The sequence below is a fragment of the Cupriavidus pinatubonensis genome (assembly GCF_019602855.1).
GTDB classification, from domain to species: Bacteria; Pseudomonadota; Gammaproteobacteria; order Burkholderiales; family Burkholderiaceae; genus Cupriavidus; species Cupriavidus pinatubonensis.
Genome location: NZ_CP080766.1, coordinates 223,067 through 238,423 on the forward strand (window position 1 = coordinate 223,067; position 15,357 = coordinate 238,423).

Annotated in this window: 14 protein-coding genes; 7 read left to right on the forward strand and 7 right to left on the reverse strand. The window is 64.7% G+C overall.

Translation table 11 applies throughout. The features are described 5' to 3' along the window. Nucleotides 1-122: 122 nt before the first annotated feature. The 4 genes from K2O51_RS01110 (at nucleotide 123) to K2O51_RS01125 (ending at nucleotide 4,628) form a co-directional block, all read left to right on the forward strand. Nucleotides 123-905, forward strand: coding sequence for a Crp/Fnr family transcriptional regulator (locus K2O51_RS01110; protein ID WP_011300167.1), 783 nt, complete (start codon nucleotides 123-125; stop codon nucleotides 903-905). 14 nt (nucleotides 906-919) lie between these two features. After that, nucleotides 920-1,765, forward strand: coding sequence for an arylamine N-acetyltransferase family protein (locus tag K2O51_RS01115; protein ID WP_220630379.1), 846 nt, complete (start codon nucleotides 920-922; stop codon nucleotides 1,763-1,765). 215 nt (nucleotides 1,766-1,980) lie between these two features. After that, a complete protein-coding gene (locus K2O51_RS01120) occupies nucleotides 1,981-2,745 on the forward strand; it encodes an SDR family oxidoreductase (protein ID WP_011300165.1) in 765 nt (254 codons plus the stop codon). A gap of 134 nt (nucleotides 2,746-2,879) precedes the next feature. Continuing rightward, nucleotides 2,880-4,628 (forward strand): class I adenylate-forming enzyme family protein, encoded by a 1,749-nt coding sequence (locus K2O51_RS01125; RefSeq protein ID WP_220630380.1) that lies wholly within the window; start codon nucleotides 2,880-2,882, stop codon nucleotides 4,626-4,628. Between the two features lie 30 nt (nucleotides 4,629-4,658). On the opposite strand, the gene K2O51_RS01130 is transcribed toward K2O51_RS01125, so the two are convergent. The 4 genes from K2O51_RS01130 to K2O51_RS01145 all read right to left on the reverse strand — a co-directional run bounded on the left by K2O51_RS01130 (nucleotide 4,659) and on the right by K2O51_RS01145 (nucleotide 6,575). After that, nucleotides 4,659-5,132, reverse strand: a complete 474-nt coding sequence (locus K2O51_RS01130; RefSeq protein ID WP_011300163.1) for a CreA family protein — start codon at nucleotides 5,130-5,132, stop codon at nucleotides 4,659-4,661. Between the two features lie 7 nt (nucleotides 5,133-5,139). Continuing rightward, entirely contained in the window at nucleotides 5,140-5,625 is a 486-nt protein-coding gene (locus K2O51_RS01135; protein ID WP_011300162.1) for an acyl-CoA thioesterase, read from the reverse strand. Nucleotides 5,626-5,805: 180 nt separating this feature from the next. Continuing rightward, nucleotides 5,806-6,087: an HU family DNA-binding protein gene (locus tag K2O51_RS01140; RefSeq protein ID WP_008651272.1), complete on the reverse strand. Its 282-nt coding sequence runs from the start codon at nucleotides 6,085-6,087 to the stop codon at nucleotides 5,806-5,808. A gap of 326 nt (nucleotides 6,088-6,413) precedes the next feature. Then, nucleotides 6,414-6,575 (reverse strand): hypothetical protein, encoded by a 162-nt coding sequence (locus K2O51_RS01145; RefSeq protein WP_181184431.1) that lies wholly within the window; start codon nucleotides 6,573-6,575, stop codon nucleotides 6,414-6,416. 32 nt (nucleotides 6,576-6,607) lie between these two features. On the opposite strand from K2O51_RS01145, the gene K2O51_RS01150 reads away from it, so the two are divergent. Next, nucleotides 6,608-7,810, forward strand: a complete 1,203-nt coding sequence (locus K2O51_RS01150; RefSeq protein WP_011300161.1) for an ammonium transporter — start codon at nucleotides 6,608-6,610, stop codon at nucleotides 7,808-7,810. A gap of 190 nt (nucleotides 7,811-8,000) precedes the next feature. Then, nucleotides 8,001-8,828 carry a mechanosensitive ion channel family protein gene (locus tag K2O51_RS01155; RefSeq protein ID WP_011300160.1) on the forward strand — a complete coding sequence of 276 codons (828 nt, stop codon included), beginning with the start codon at nucleotides 8,001-8,003 and terminating at the stop codon, nucleotides 8,826-8,828. Between the two features lie 4 nt (nucleotides 8,829-8,832). On the opposite strand, the gene K2O51_RS01160 is transcribed toward K2O51_RS01155, so the two are convergent. Continuing rightward, entirely contained in the window at nucleotides 8,833-10,053 is a 1,221-nt protein-coding gene (locus K2O51_RS01160) for a Bcr/CflA family multidrug efflux MFS transporter (RefSeq protein WP_011300159.1), read from the reverse strand. A gap of 383 nt (nucleotides 10,054-10,436) precedes the next feature. Between K2O51_RS01160 and K2O51_RS01165 the strand changes: the two genes are divergently transcribed. Beyond that, nucleotides 10,437-11,018, forward strand: coding sequence for a hypothetical protein (locus K2O51_RS01165; protein WP_041680164.1), 582 nt, complete (start codon nucleotides 10,437-10,439; stop codon nucleotides 11,016-11,018). 50 nt (nucleotides 11,019-11,068) lie between these two features. Here K2O51_RS01165 and mdoH read toward each other — a convergent pair whose 3' ends face one another. Together mdoH and K2O51_RS01175 are read right to left on the reverse strand one after the other, a co-directional pair. Next, complete coding sequence (mdoH, locus tag K2O51_RS01170) at nucleotides 11,069-13,654, reverse strand: glucans biosynthesis glucosyltransferase MdoH (RefSeq protein ID WP_011300157.1); 2,586 nt, start codon at nucleotides 13,652-13,654, stop codon at nucleotides 11,069-11,071. Next, complete coding sequence (locus K2O51_RS01175; RefSeq protein WP_011300156.1) at nucleotides 13,627-15,228, reverse strand: glucan biosynthesis protein G; 1,602 nt, start codon at nucleotides 15,226-15,228, stop codon at nucleotides 13,627-13,629. The genes mdoH and K2O51_RS01175 overlap by 28 nt, the downstream gene beginning before the upstream one ends. Between the last annotated feature and the right edge of the window lie 129 nt (nucleotides 15,229-15,357).

Consider the following 15,357-nt stretch of genomic DNA (forward strand, 5'->3'; position numbering starts at 1 on the left):
CCGGCTGTCTTGTCGATTCTTGTAGATTTATAGTATTGATCGCGTCCCGCGGCGTCTGTCTGATTTTTGACAGTCGGACGTGCTACGCCGTACGTATCAACCCGAACACGACAGGAGACGACATGGGCATGGCTCAGCCCCCGGGCAGCGGGGCACGTGGCCCGTCAGGCATCCCGCGCGGCACACCGGGCGGCAACGCCGCACCGTCGCGCGCGGAGGCGGCCGCCACGCTGCAGGCGAGTGCCTGGTTTTCCCAGTTGCCGGGCCCACTGCGCGAGGCACTGCTGGACGATGGCACGTGGCGCCACCTCGCCGCCGGCGAGGCGCTGTTCGCGCGCGGCGATGCGTTTGACGGGCTTTATTGCGTTGCCAGCGGCACCATGCAGGTCGATGCCGCCGGCGAGTCCGGCAAGGCGGCGTTGCTCGGCCTGCTCGAAGCCGGCGCCTGGTTCGGCGAGATCTGCCTGTTCGATGGCCTGCCACGCACTCACGACGCACGCGCGGTGCACGCCGCGCGGCTGTGGCACGTCCCACGCGCGAGCCTCGAACGCCGGCTCGCTCAGCATCCCGCATGGTGGCGCGAGTTCGGCCTTCTGCTTGCGGCCAAGACGCGGCTGGTCTTTGACTATGTCGAGGAAATGCAGCTGCTGCCGCCGGCCGCGCGCACGGCTCGTCGGCTGGCAGCCATCGCGCGCGGCTATGGCAACCCGGCCCACGGCACGGACGATGCAACGCCTGCCGTTCAGGCCGTAAGGATTCCGCAGGAACAGCTCGCGCAGATCCTCGGCCTGTCGCGGCAGACCGTCAATCAGGCGCTGCGCGAACTCGAATCGCGAGGGCTGCTGCGGTTGCGGTATGGCAGCATCGAACTGCTCGATCTGACCGCACTCGAAATGCTCAACTGAACTCGGTACGCGACATGATCACGCTTGACGCTCCCCGCCTGGACGCCTACCTCGCACGCCTTGGCCTCGACGCACCACCGTCCCCCACGCTGGAATCCCTTGATGCGCTCATCGCGGCGCAGCTCGCACGCATCCCCTTCGAGAACATCGACCCGCTGCTGGGCCGCCCTGTACGGATCGACATCGATGCCGTGTTCGACAAGCTGGTCACGCGCGGACGCGGCGGGTATTGCTTCGAACTCAACACGCTGCTGGCCGCAGCGCTGACGGCGCTGGGCTACACCGTAACGCCGCTGGCCGCGCGTGTACGCTGGGGGGTGGCCAATGACGTGCAGACCATGGCTTCGCACATGCTGCTGCGCGTAGAAGTCGCGCATCGCAGCTATCTTGCCGATGTTGGCTTTGGCGGCCCCTCGCCGTTCAGGTCGCTGCCATTGTCGGCGCCGGCCGCGTCAGCATTCCCCTATCGGCTGGTCCCGGCTCCGGACGACACCACTGCCAGCACGTTCCATGGCCAGGATCTCGAAGTGCGCGGAGACGAGGGCTGGCTCAAGGTCTACCGCTTCGACCTGACACCGCAGCCGTGGATCGATTTCATCGCGCGCAACTGGTACATCTGCACGCATCCGGACAGCCCTTTCACGCAGCGGCTGATGGTGGCCCGTACCGATGGCGATCTGCGACTGACCCTGGCCAACGGCGAACTGGCCGAGCGCGCTGCGGACGGCACCGTGCACCGGCAGCCGTTGTCCACCGCGGGCGATGTCATCGACGTGCTGGCCGACCGCTTTCACGTGGCACTGGATGCCGACAGCCGCGCCGGGCTCGAGCGTGTGCTGCCTGCGCTGCTGGGCGCCTGAATATCGTTGCCATATCCCTGCCGCAAGACCGCCCCACCGGTCCCATGCACGCCGCGCATTGCCCGCAGAAAGAATACTGATATGGGCCCGCAGGCAGGGGCTTGCCTGTGGACTGGGCCGGATGCCCCACCCATAATGTCCCGGCAGGCCCGCAACGGGCGCTGTCCAACAGAACACAGGCGGGCCCTGCACGGGCCCCGATATCAGGAGACTCCATGTCATTGTTCGATTTGTCGGGCAAGGTCGCGATCGTGACTGGCTCATCGCGCGGCATTGGCCGCGCCATTGCGGAGCAGATGGCGGTTCAGGGCGCCAAAGTGGTGATTTCGTCGCGCAAGCTCGAGGCATGCCAGGAAGTCGTGGACGCCATCAATGCACGCCACGGCGCCGGCACCGCTATTGCCGTCCCGGCCAATATCTCGTCGCGCGATGACCTGCAGCGGCTTGTCGATGAAACCAATCGCACCTTCGGCAAGGTGGACGTCCTGGTCTGCAATGCCGCATCGAACCCGTACTATGGTCCGATGAGCGGCGTGTCGGACGATCAGTTCCGCAAGGTGCTCGACAACAACGTGATCTCGAACCACTGGCTGATCCAGATGGTCGCGCCGCAGATGATCGAACGCAAGGAAGGTTCGATCATCATCGTCTCCTCCATCGGCGGCCTGCGCGGTTCGCCGACCATCGGCGTGTACAACATTTCGAAGGCCGCTGACTTCCAGCTCGCGCGCAACCTCGCCGTGGAGTTCGGTCCGCACAATGTGCGCGTGAACTGCATCGCGCCCGGACTGATCAAGACCGACTTCGCGCGTGCGCTGTGGGAAGACCCCGAGCGCTACAAGCAATCCACCCAGGGCGCACCGCTGCGCCGCATCGGCGAGCCGATCGAGATCGCCGGCGCGGCTGTCTATCTGGCGTCCGCCGCAAGCAGCTTCATGACGGGCCAGGCCATGGTGGTCGACGGCGGCGTCACGATCTGACGTCGTGAGGTCCTGACGCAAGGCGGCACGGCCGCCTTGCGTGCTTTCTCGCGGTTCCCTGCATGTCCCCGCATGTCGTTCAGGGGTGGCGCGTTGCGCCATCCTCCACCTGCATTGCAGTCCGGGAGGCAGTCATGTCGAGCAATTTCCAGCCGGCCAGCAACTGGCCTGCCCTGTCACTGGCCGAGGCGCACGCCCGGCTCACCGCACCAGGCGCCCCGTTCGAGACGGAAACGCGCATGATTCGCGGCATCCCCACCACGGTCTGGAAGAACGCGCCACCGACGCTGCGCGACCTGTTCCAGGCAACCCAGGCCTTCGGCGAACGGACCTTCGTGGTCTACGAGGACGAGCGCGTGACCTATGCCGCGTTCCGGCGTGCGGCGTTGCATGTCGCGCACGCACTCGTGCGCGATGGCATCCGCCCCGGCGACCGCGTCGCGCTGGCCATGCGCAACCTGCCTGAATGGCCGGTCGCGTTCTACGGCGCGCTGCTGGCCGGCGCCATTGTCACGCCGCTCAATGCCTGGTGGACCGGCGCTGAACTCGAGTACGGACTGAACGACTCGGGGAGCCGCGTGGCGATCGTCGATGCGGAACGGCTGGACCGTCTCGCTTCGCATCTGGCCGCGTGTCCTGCGCTGGAACGCGTTTATGTCTCGCGCGCGGGCGCCGTCGACGGCGAGGCGAAGGTCGTATCGCTGGAAAGCGTGACCGGCGCCTCTCCGGCATGGGCAACACTCCCGGACCTGGCGCTTCCCGACGTAGCGATCGATCCCGAAGACGACGCGACGATCTTCTATACCTCTGGCACCACGGGCAAGCCCAAGGGTGCGCTCGGCACGCACCGCAATGCCACGACTGTCGCCGTCGCCAGCCTGTTCGGCCCGCTGCGCAACCTGCTGCGCCGCGGCGAGCCGATTCCCGCGCCCGATCCCGCCGCACCGCAGAAAGCCGCGCTGCTGTCCGTGCCATTCTTCCACGTGACGGGCTGCATGGCGGTACTGAACAGCGCGCTCGCCAACGGCGGCAAGATCGTGCTGATGCATCGCTGGGATGCGTTGCGAGCGCTGGAACTGATTGAGCGCGAACGCTGCACCACCGCAGGCGGTGTGCCCACCATCGCGTGGCAGCTTCTCGAACATCCCGAGCGCGACCGCTTCGATCTCTCTTCGCTGGAAAGCATGAGCTACGGCGGCGCGCCAGCGTCGCCGGAACTCGTGCGGCGCATCGGTGAAACCATTCCGCAGTCGGCGCCGGGCATCGGCTGGGGCATGACCGAAACATCCGCCACGTTCACGAGCCACAGCGCGGAAGAGTATGTGCTGCGGCCGGACAGCAGCGGGCCGGCCCTGCCCATCGGTGAAATGAAGATCGTCGATGGCCGCGGCCAGTCGTTGCCCGTTGGCGAAACGGGCGAGCTGATGGTGCGCGGCGCGAACGTGGTGCGCGGCTACTGGAACAAGCCCGAAGCCACCTCGCAGACCTTTGCCGATGGCTGGCTGCGCACCGGCGACATTGGCAGGCTTGATGACGAGGGCCACCTCTATATCGTCGACCGCATGAAGGACATGCTGATCCGCGGCGGCGAGAACATCTACTGCATCGAGGTGGAAAGCACGCTCTACGAACACCCGGCGGTCATGGATGCAGCACTGGTCGGCATCCCGCACAAGACGCTCGGCGAGGAACCGGGCGCCGTGGTAAGCCTGAAGCCCGGCATGCAGGCTACGGAGGATGAATTGCGTGGATTTGTCGCGGAGCGGTTGGCTGCGTTCAAGGTGCCGGTGCGGATCGTCGTGCTGCCCGACCTGCTGCCGCGCAATGCGAACGGCAAGATTCTGAAGTCCAACCTGCGAAAGCTGTTCGAGCCGGCCGCGTGATACGAGCCGGCTCGTTGGTCTGCCGGGCGGTTATTTGACCGGAATGGTCGTGCCCCCCGGCACCGGCACCGCCGTCACGCTGTTCTGCGGGCTGCCGCTCACGATCCGGTCGGAGTAAGTCAGGTAGACCAGTGTATTGCGCTTGCGGTCGATCGCACGGATAACGTGCAGGGTCTTGAACATGATCGACATGCGCTCCGAGAACACGTCTTCTTGCTGACGCAACGGACCTTTGAACGAGATCGGCCCGACCTGCCGGCAGGCGATGGACGCCTCGGGCGGATCCTCGGCCATGCCCAGCGTCCCCTTGATGCCGCCCGTGCGGGCACGGGACACATAGCACGTCACGCCCTGCACCATCGGGTCGTCATACGCTTCAATGACGACCTTGTCCGAGCCGGTCATGCGGAAGTTCGTATTGACGCTGCCGATTTCCTCGGCCAGCGCATGCGTACCCGCCACCGCGAGGCAGGCGCCGGCAAGCAGGGAAAGGAAGCGTGCCATGGCCGCATCAGTTCCCGGACGACTTGATGGCGTCGTGCCGCTTTTCCATTTCCTGGCGCAGTGCGCGGCGCTGCTGGGCCGAGGCGAAGCGCTGGCGCTCGACTTCGTCGCGCGGTTCCAGCGGTGGCACCTCTGCCGGTGCGCCATTGTCATCGACGGCGACCATCGTGAAATAACAGCTGTTGGTATGGCGCACCAGCTTGCTGCGGATGTTCTCGGTCACCACCTTGATGCCGATTTCCATGGAGCTGCGGCCGGTGTAGTTCACGGCCGCGAGGAAGGTCACCAGCTCGCCGACGTGGATCGGCTGTCGGAACACTACCTGGTCCACCGAGAGGGTGACCACGTAACGGCCTGCGTAACGGCTTGCGCACGCATACGCGACCATATCCAGGTACTTCAGGATGGTGCCGCCGTGCACGTTGCCGGAGAAGTTGGCCATGTCCGGCGTCATCAGCACGGTCATGGAAAGCTGGTGGGACTGGTCGTTCATGGTGGTGATGCAGGTAGCGGGGGCCGAGGCGCGGCAGTGTAACCCGTAAACCGGCGCTCGGGGGCACCAGGGCAGGTCATGCGAAATGGCAGGAGCGCCACACAGTCGGTACCGGATAACCGCCGCCAATAAAAAAGCGGCCCGACAGGCCGCTCTCTCGCTAGTCCGGACGCAGACAGCTTACTTCTTCTTGTTCACGGCGTCCTTGAAACCTTGTCCAGCAGAAAACTTCACGGTCTTCGCGGCCGGAATCTTGATCGTTTCGCCGGTGCGCGGGTTGCGGCCCGTGCGTGCGGCGCGCTTGCCCGAGCTGAAGCTGCCAAAACCCACCAGCGTTACCGAATCACCCTTGGCCACTGCCTTCTTGATACTGTCCAGCGCTGCATTGAGCGCACGCTCGGCTGCGGCGTTGCTCAGTTCTGCTTCCGCGGCGATGGCCGATACCAGTTCACCTTTATTCATGGCTGATTTCCCTTGTTGGTCGACGTCACCGATGTATCTGCCAGAAGGCAATGCATCGATCGGCGCAGTCTAATCTGCCCTTCGCGCCTTGGGCAATCCCCAGTGGCACCAATGCAACGAAAAAACCCGGAAATCCTTGTTTGAGGCCGGTTAGCGGGGAATTTCGCCCTCTGTTCCGGTCGTTTTCGCGGCGTCTTTTCTGCCTGACGGCGCAGCGCCGGCCCAAGTCCGCCCACCGTCAGGCCGCAGCTTGCCCGGCCGCGCCCAGCATTCCCCGATATAGTGCAATGCACCACTAAGGTTCATCCTGGCGCTATCCGTCTGCATCATTCTGGCGCGCAGAGGCATGCGGGGCGTGAACCAACGAACGCGGCGTGCACCACATCGCGGTCAAAAATCCGACCCGTGCGGCCGCAATACGGTGCGAACTCCACCATGAAGGTGCAACTGGCACCAGGATGCAGCCGCTTCTGGAACGCTTTTTGCATACCCATGCTCCCATTTTGAGCATGAGGGACCTATGGACAATTGGAAGACTGGCACCGACGCCATGTTCATCCTGCTTGGCGCAATCATGGTGCTGGCCATGCATGCGGGTTTCGCCTTCCTGGAGCTAGGGACGGTACGCAAGAAAAACCAGGTCAATGCCCTGGTAAAGATTCTGGTGGACTTCGCGGTTTCCACCATCGCGTACTTCTTCATCGGTTATACCGTCGCCTACGGCGTGCAATTCATGTCCGGTGCTGACACGCTGGCACAAAAGAGCGGCTACGAACTGGTGAAGTTCTTTTTCCTGGCAACGTTTGCCGCCGCCATTCCGGCGATTATCTCGGGTGGCATTGCGGAGCGGTCCCGTTTCAACCCGCAATTGTGTGCCACCTTCGTGCTGGTCGGCTTTGTCTATCCGTTTTTCGAAGGGATTGCATGGAACCAGCGTTTTGGCATCCAGGACTGGATCACGCATCTGACTGGCGCGCCGTTCCATGACTTTGCCGGCTCCGTGGTCGTCCATGCGGTGGGCGGCTGGATTGCTCTGCCCGCAGTACTGCTGCTCGGCGCTCGCCGGGGTCGCTACCAGAAGGACGGCCGCATCAGCGCGCATCCGCCGTCGAACATCCCGTTCCTGGCATTGGGCGCCTGGGTGCTGGCGGTGGGTTGGTTCGGCTTCAATGTCATGAGCGCCCAGACCGTCGACAAGATCAGCGGCCTGGTCGCCATCAATTCGCTGATGGCCATGGCTGGCGGCACGCTGGCGGCCTGGTGGGCGGGTCGTAACGACCCGGGATTTGCCTACAACGGTCCGCTGGCAGGCCTGGTCGCCGTCTGCGCCGGCTCGGACCTGATGCACCCGGTGGGCGCGCTGGTGACCGGCGCCGTTGCGGGCGTGCTGTTCGTGCATTTGTTTACGCTGGCGCAGAACAAATGGCATATCGATGATGTCCTCGGCGTCTGGCCGCTGCACGGCCTGTGCGGCGCCTGGGGCGGCATTGCGGCGGGCATCTTCGGCAGCCATGCGCTGGGTGGGATCGGCGGGGTTTCGCTTGGCGCGCAGCTGATCGGTACGCTGCTCGGCATCGTGATTGCCGTGGCGGGTGGCACCATTGTCTACGGCACGCTCAAGAAGCTGGTCGGCATTCGCCTGGATGCCGAAGCCGAATTCAATGGCGCCGACCTGACGCTGCATCGCATCTCGGCTACGCCCGAGCGCGAAACCAACTGGTAAGTCCCGGCGGAAACAGGCTCTCGTGGGCCTGTTCCTGACAATTCTTTGCTTGAACTTCCCCTGACGGCATGGCAATAATTGCCGTGCCCGAAGTCTTGCGCCACTAACGCGCGCAAGATTTACCAGACAATCTTCGCAGTTCTTCGTTTTCCGGCCGGCATTTGCCGGCCAACAAACCAGGGGAATGCCGATGGATGCGTCAACGCTGGAGAAGTTGCAGGTTGTGGTGATTGCCTACGCCACGGAGTTCGGAGTCAAGATCCTGGCCGCCCTGGCCTTCTGGATCATCGGCCGCTGGCTGATCCATGTCGTGGTGCGGATGGTCCAGAATGCGCTGGGCCGGCAGCAGGTGGATCCGACCCTGCTGCGCTACGTCGGCTCGATCGTGACCGTGGCGCTGAACGTTGTGCTGGTGATTGGCATCCTTGGCTACTTCGGCATCCAGACCACCACGTTCGCGGCACTGATCGCCGCAGCGGGTGTGGCAATCGGCATGGCCTGGTCAGGGCTGATGGCCAACTTCGCGGCCGGCGCATTCCTGGTGGTACTGCGGCCGTTCAAGGTCGGGGAATTCGTCACCATCGGCGGTATCACCGGCACTGTGCGCGAGATCGGGCTGTTCGCGACAACGCTCGACACCCCGGACAATGTACTGACGGTGATCGGTAACAACAAGATTTTCTCGGACACGATCCAGAACTTCAGCGCCAACCCGTTCCGCCGCGTCGACCTGAAGGCCCAGCTCGCCGGAAGCACCGATGCCTCCGCCGCCGTGACGCTGCTCAAGGAGCGTATCGCGGCGATTCCCAATGTCCTGGCCGATCCGCCGGTCGACGTCGAGATCCTGGAATTCACGCTGGTCGGGCCCGTGTTGGCCGTCCGCCCGTACTGCCACAACGACCATTACTGGCAGGTGTATTTCGACACCAACCGCATCATCCGCGAAAGCTTTGGCCAGGCCGGCTATGCCGCGCCCATGCCCGCGCAGATGGTGGTGGTAAAGAACGCGGCAGCCTGAGGGCTCAGGCCGCTGCACGCGCCGACGATCCGGCGCAAGCCCACGCGCGCAACGCCACCGCGCCCATGCCGCACGCGGCCATCACGACCGCGAGCGGCAGGGCCGTGCCATCGTGCCACAAGCTGACGGCGGCGCCGGCCACCGTACCAAGCGAAAACTGCAGCGTGCCCATCAGTGCCGATGCGGTCCCGGCACGATGCCCCTGATGCGTCAGCGCCAGTGCAGACGCATTCGGTGTGATACAGCCCAGCGAGCCGATAAAGACAAAGAATCCGGCCAGCAGCACCGGCAGCACAAGCACGCCTGCCAGCGCCGCAGCGGCCAGTATCAGGCCTGCGGCGCATGGCGCGAGCACCGCGCGTCGGAGCACGCTATCCAGCGTGCGGCCGTGGACCAGGCGCGCATTGAGTTGCGACATGCCGATCAGCCCGAGCGCATTGGCTCCGAACACAAAGCCATAGTGCGAGGGATCGATGCCGTTGAGTTCGATCAGCACGAACGGCGAACCCGAGATATACGCGAACATGCCGGCCTGCCCGAAGCCGGCTGACAGCGAATAGCCAAGGAATTCACGGTCCCGCAGCAATCCTGTGTAGCTTGCCACGATGGCGCCGGGATGCAGCGGTGCGGCACGTTCGCGCGGCAGGGATTCTTCCATCCGGAAGTGGACCAGCGCCAGGATCAGCAGCCCCGCCAACGTCAACAACCAGAAGATCGCGCGCCAGCCCGATGCACTGAGAATGGCGCCGCCGATGATCGGCGCCAGGATCGGGGCCAGGCCCATCACCAGCATCATCGACGAGAATGCCCGGGCCGACTCATGGGCGTCGAGCCGGTCGCGGATGACGGCGCGGGCCATGACCATGCCTGCGCAGCCCCCCAGCGCCTGAAGAAATCGCCAGAGCATCAGGGACTCGGCGCTGCGCGCCATGGCGCAGCCGGCCGCAGCCAGTGCGTACAGGCCAAGGCCAACGTACAGCGGGCGCTTGCGTCCGAAACGGTCGCTGATCGGGCCGTAGAAGGCCTGCCCCAGGGCCAGGCCGACCAGAAAGGTGCCCAGCGTCAACTGAATCTGGCCGATATCGACGCGCATATCCGCGGCCAACGCGGGAAAGCTGGGCAGGTACATGTCGATCGACAGCGGCGCAATGGCCGTCAGCGAGGCGCAGATCAGCAGCCAGGCGGGGAAGCGCGCAGCCTTCTGGCTGCGTGAGGATTGGGGCATCAGTGTCAGTCCGGGAGTCCGTACCGGCGCCAGCTGCGTTCGTCAGCCATCCGCCAGACCGCGAATTGTTGCACAGCATGACAAAACTGGCTGGTAAGGCCAAGGTTCGATGTCTGCGACATTTGCCGACGGCGTTGTCCAGTATCGCCACGCCCCGCCAACGTCGGGTTCGGCAAATATCCTAATCTTGGCAGTATTGGATTGCGTGACAGATTGCGTGGTTGCGTGGAAGTCATGGCGGTCGCCCGCCGAATACCGTGTGGCGCTGCTTTCACGCGAATGGGGGTGGAGGGTACAATGCGAGCCTGACGGCTCTGTCTATGCGGCAGACCGATGGCCGCGCAGAGATGGGCGACAGGTTTGCCCCGGCAACGTTATCCTGCATGAGAATACGACACACGCCGCTCACCGCTTCGCTTGGCTCAGCCGCTCTCGCGGCTGCACTGCTGCTGCCATGGCCAGTGCAAAGCGCCCCGGCACCCATGCGCCCGCCACCCGCCTCGGCGCCTGCGCCCGTATTCGACGAAGCCGATGCAATGTCCCGCATGCTCAAGGGCGCGGCGACAGGCCAGAATACCGGCGCGGCAGGGGTGCCAGAACTGCTGCGCAGTACCAACCGGCCTGACGGCGTGCTGGCGCGCGCCTGCCGGCTGCTCAACGACGCACTGCCGATCGAGATCGATGGGGAAACGCGCTTGCGGCGCTGCCAGTCGACGCCTGGCAAACACGTGTTGTTTCAGCTCGAGCTGACCAACTACCGCGGACCGATGCTGGACCTTGCCAGCTTCGAGGTGAACTACGCCGCGCCGCTGCAGCGCAATATCTGCGCCAATCGCGACGTGGAAATCCTGACCAAGCTGGGCGTGAGCATGATGTTCCGCTACATGACGCGCAACGACCGCGGCGAACGCCGCGTCGGCGACGTCTACATCAACGCGCCGATCTGTACCTCCGCTTTGCGCTGACTGACGTTGCGGAATCCGCCCGAGGGGCGCGGCAGCGCCGCGCTCCTCTGTCAGGCGACGCGCGGGCGCAGCGGCAAGACGTTGGGCGCGCGCCGCACCAGCAGGCGGATATTCTTCCATCCCGCGTCAGCAAGCGGCGATCCCCACACAAGCTCATGCAGCTTTGACAGCGCGAACGGATCTCCCAGCAGGATATGGCGCTGCGAGGCCGTCAGCGCGCGCGGGCCGCCGGTCAACGCGTGCTGCACCAGCGCGGCGTGGCGCTCCTTAGCCGATGCCGGCTGTACGACACGCGCCGAAGCCGTGGCGCACATCAGGGCATTGGTGACCGGGTCGACTACGGCGTCGACAAAATTCGGCGTCTCGGTGGCCTGCTCCACGTGCTGCTGGGTTTCGACAATTTCCCGCGGCGGCAGAGCTTCCTCGGGAATCATGAACAGACCTGCTTCACGCGAAGCGCGGCCGAACGATACCCGCGACAACATGACCGACAGCGGAATCGACAAAGCCAGCGAGCCGACGATCGGCAGCAGCCACAATACAAAGGACGGATTCAGCCAGTACACCAGCGCGCCCCATGCCAGGCCCAGCAGCGTGTGGGAACCATGCCGGCGCACAGCTTCGCCCCAGGTCGTTTCCGCGTCCTCGCGCGGCGGCGATTTCCACGAAATCCCCCATCCGCTGTAAGCCGCGATCACGAACTTGGTGTGGAACAGCATGCGGGTCGGCGCCAGCAACGCGGACAGCACGACTTCGATCAGCATGCTCATTACGAGCCTGGGCAAGCCGCCATACTGGCGCGCCTGGCGCACCAGCAGCAGTATGCTGGCCACCTTGGGCAGGAACAGCAGCGTCGCCGTCGCGGAGAACAGCGCAAGCGCCTTCTCGGGATGCCATTCGGGCCAGGTCGGGAACAACTGGTACGGCTGCGTGAAATACTCGGGCGGCACCAGCGCATGCCGGGCCAGCATGGCCGTCGACAACAGCAGGAACAAGAACCAGAGCGGCGCCGACAGATAGGCCATGATCCCCGTCAGGAACACCGCGCGGTGCACCATGTGGAAGCCCTGCTTCAGCCACAGCCGGAAATTCATCAAGTTGCCCTGGCACCAGCGGCGGTCGCGCTTGACCTCGTCGAGCAGGTTCGGCGGCAGTTCCTCGTACGAACCGTGCAGGTCATACGCGATCCACACGCCCCAACCGGCACGGCGCATCAGCGCGGCTTCGACAAAATCGTGCGACAGGATCTCGCCTGACAACGGCCCGCGGCCCGGCAACGGTGCCAGCGCGCAGTGTTCCATGAACGGCTTGACGCGGATGATTGCGTTATGGCCCCAGTAGTGCGATTCGCCGAGCTGCCAGTAATGCAGGCCTGCCGTGAACAGCGGGCCGTACACGCGCGTGGCGAACTGCTGGACGCGCGCATAGAGCGTTTCGCGCCCCACGGCCAGCGGCGAGGTCTGGATGATGCCCGCGCCCGGGTTGGCCTCCATGAGCCGCACCAGCGTAGCCAGGCAATCGCCGCTCATCACGCTGTCGGCGTCGAGCACCACCATGTAGCGGTACTTGCTGCCCCAACGGCGGCAGAAGTCGGCTACGTTACCGGTCTTGCGCTTGACCCGGTGGCGGCGCCAGCGGTAGAAAATCCGGCCGAAACCGCCTACCGCGCGGCACACTTCCATCCACGCATCGACCTCCGCGGTGCGCAGGTCCGGGTTGCCACTGTCGGACAGGACAATGAAATCGAAGTTGGCAAGATGACCGGTTCGCCCAAGCGATTCGTAGGTCGCGCGCAGGCCGGCGAAGACGCGAGTCACGTCCTCATTGCAGATCGGCATGATGACCGCTGTGCGCGCATCGGGCGCCAAGGGCGCATCCGGTGCGGCCGAGCGCGAAATCAGATGCCGGTCGCCGCCCTTTGCCAGCACCAGGAAGCCCATCATGGCCGTCCAGAAGCCGGCGGATACCCACGAAAACAGCACCGCGAACAGGACCAGGATCGCGATCTCGAGCAGGTCGGCGCCGTGGTACGGCAACACCTTGGTCATGAAGTAGGTGGCCAGCGTGGTCTGCGCCACCACCAGCCCCAGCAGAAACCAGCGCCGGTGCGAACCAGCGGGATGCCATTTGCCTTCGGCATCCGGGCCATCATGCAGCGTGTCCCAGGTTTCGGGCACGGGCGGGCGCCCCAGCATGCGGCGCCAGGTGTTGCGCACCCAGCCGGTGACGATATGCGGCGGCCACTGGCGCGGCACCATGGAACTGCGCTGCGGTTCCGGCCCGGTGTCGACATGCACGGTGCCGTCGGGCCGGCGCTTCAGCAACGGTTCCCCGGCAACTTGCGGATTGCCGTAGGCCAGCGAGAACCGCCGTCCCACCGAACCGTAGGTCGAGCCACCGGGCTCGGGGGTTTCGCCTTTTGCCGGCTCGCGTGCCGACAGCCTGGACTGCAACTGCTCGATGGCCGCTTGGGCATCGCGGGGGTCGATCGAGATCCCCGCAGAAGCGGGCATGGACGGATCGGCCAGCAGTTCGCTGCGCAGTTCAGACGATACGGGCAGGCGGTCGACATAGCGCTCGCATGCCGCCGCCTGGGCCGGTCGCTGCTTTAGCCTGGGGGTAAGATGTAGCTCCACGTCTCGGATAAGGTTGTATTGCCGTTGCGAAGATAGCCGCGCAACTCAACCGGCTTGTTGGCATCCTTGCGGCGCATCACCATGGTCATGCGCCAGCCGCCAGTGGCGTCGTTACGCTGCACTGACGTTTTCAGAAGTTCGGCATTGGCGTCGGCCGACACCACCGGATCGATGCGCACATCGGCCGGCAACTTGCGGAACGCCGGGCCTTCGAAATCCACCACCAGCGAGAAGCTGGTGTCTTCCTTGTTGCGCGTGACGCCCTGCCCCATGCGCGTCTGCGTGACCCACGACAGCGGCGGCATCTGTTCGCCATCCTTCTGCCACATCAGCCGGTACTCGTAGTCGAACGGCTGCTTGGGCTTGGGCGGGTTGTCGGGCACCCAGTACGCGACGATGTTGTCGTTGGTTTCGTCAGGGGTCGGGATCTGGACCAGTTCCACGCGGCCGGAACCCCAGTTTCCGCGCGGCTCTACCCAGCCGCTCGGCCGACGCTCATACCATGCGCCGATTTCCTGGTAGTTGTTAAAGCTGCGGTCACGCTGCATCAGCCCGAAGCCCTGCGGATTGGTCGCGGCAAACGACGTCACCAGCAGCCGCTTCGGGTTGACGAGCGGACGCCATACCCATTCCCCCGTGCCCAGATGGATGGAGAGTCCGTCAGAGTCGTGCACTTCCGGCCTGAAATCGGCATCGGTCGACGGCTGGTTCTCGCCGAACAGGTACATGCTGGTCAGCGGCGCCAGGCCGAGCTTTGTCACGTTTTCGCGCAGGAACAGGCGCGACTTGACCTCCATCGACGTCTCTTCGCCGGGCTTGATGACGAAGCGATAGGCGCCGCTCACGCGGCGCGAATCCATCAGCGCATAGATCGTCAACTGCTTGTCCGATGCGGAAGGCCGCTCGATCCAGTATTCGACGAAACGCGGAAATTCCTCGCCGGAATTGAGCGCGGTATCGACGGCGAGTCCGCGCGCCGACAACCCGTACCACTGGTCCTTGCCCAATGCGCGGAAGTAGCTCGCACCAAGGAAGGAGGCCAGTTCATCCTTGCGCTTGCCCTGGTTGAGCGGGTACAGCACGCGGAAGCCGGCAAAGCCGAGGTTCTTCAGCCGCGCAGCATCGACCTTGTGCGGTCCGTAGTTGAATGCCGCCGGGTCGAACCGAAACTCGCGCACGTTGCCGCTGACCACCTCGTGGATGCGCACAGGCTGGTCGAACACCATGCCTTCGTGGAAGAACGACAGCTCGAACGGCAGGCGCGCGTTGCGCCACGCAAAGCGCTCAGGCTTGTATTCGATCTCGCGGTACTGCTCGAACGACAGCTCGCGCAATTCGCGCGGCAGATTCTGCGCCGGCGCCTTGTACGGAGAGGCCGCCAGCTGCCGTGCCCGTGCGGCCACGGTATCGAAATCGAATGCGTGTGCCGCCATGGCAAGCACGGCAAGCGCACCGCCACCCAGCCATCGGGCCATCCGTACACGCGCCGTGCCCGACACCCCTTGGCTGCGGACACGGACAAATGACCGTGCGGGCGATGGTTCGGACAGGCGTGGCGAGGTGTTTGATGACATGAATGCCCAGATTGGAAGCGTGGACGGTGCGACCGGCGCTCGCGGCCGGCACGACGGACGACTTGGGGGACAGCGCAGCGGCCCAACAAGCAAGAGACGGACCTGGCGAGGCCATGTCGGGCCCGAGGC

Bases quoted from the DNA above. Each gene is read 5' to 3' on its own strand.
- K2O51_RS01115 (WP_220630379.1), top strand. From the start codon at position 920: ATGATCACGCTTGACGCTCCCCGCCTGGACGCCTACCTCGCACGCCTT.
- K2O51_RS01140 (WP_008651272.1), bottom strand. From the start codon at position 6,087: ATGAATAAAGGTGAACTGGTATCGGCCATCGCCGCGGAAGCAGAACTG.
- K2O51_RS01160 (WP_011300159.1), bottom strand. From the start codon at position 10,053: ATGCCCCAATCCTCACGCAGCCAGAAGGCTGCGCGCTTCCCCGCCTGG.
- K2O51_RS01165 (WP_041680164.1), top strand. From the start codon at position 10,437: ATGAGAATACGACACACGCCGCTCACCGCTTCGCTTGGCTCAGCCGCT.
- K2O51_RS01175 (WP_011300156.1), bottom strand. From the start codon at position 15,228: ATGTCATCAAACACCTCGCCACGCCTGTCCGAACCATCGCCCGCACGG.
- K2O51_RS01110 (WP_011300167.1), top strand. From the start codon at position 123: ATGGGCATGGCTCAGCCCCCGGGCAGCGGGGCACGTGGCCCGTCAGGC.
- K2O51_RS01120 (WP_011300165.1), top strand. From the start codon at position 1,981: ATGTCATTGTTCGATTTGTCGGGCAAGGTCGCGATCGTGACTGGCTCA.
- K2O51_RS01130 (WP_011300163.1), bottom strand. From the start codon at position 5,132: ATGGCACGCTTCCTTTCCCTGCTTGCCGGCGCCTGCCTCGCGGTGGCG.
- K2O51_RS01125 (WP_220630380.1), top strand. From the start codon at position 2,880: ATGTCGAGCAATTTCCAGCCGGCCAGCAACTGGCCTGCCCTGTCACTG.
- K2O51_RS01145 (WP_181184431.1), bottom strand. From the start codon at position 6,575: ATGCAAAAAGCGTTCCAGAAGCGGCTGCATCCTGGTGCCAGTTGCACC.
- K2O51_RS01155 (WP_011300160.1), top strand. From the start codon at position 8,001: ATGGATGCGTCAACGCTGGAGAAGTTGCAGGTTGTGGTGATTGCCTAC.
- K2O51_RS01150 (WP_011300161.1), top strand. From the start codon at position 6,608: ATGGACAATTGGAAGACTGGCACCGACGCCATGTTCATCCTGCTTGGC.
- K2O51_RS01135 (WP_011300162.1), bottom strand. From the start codon at position 5,625: ATGAACGACCAGTCCCACCAGCTTTCCATGACCGTGCTGATGACGCCG.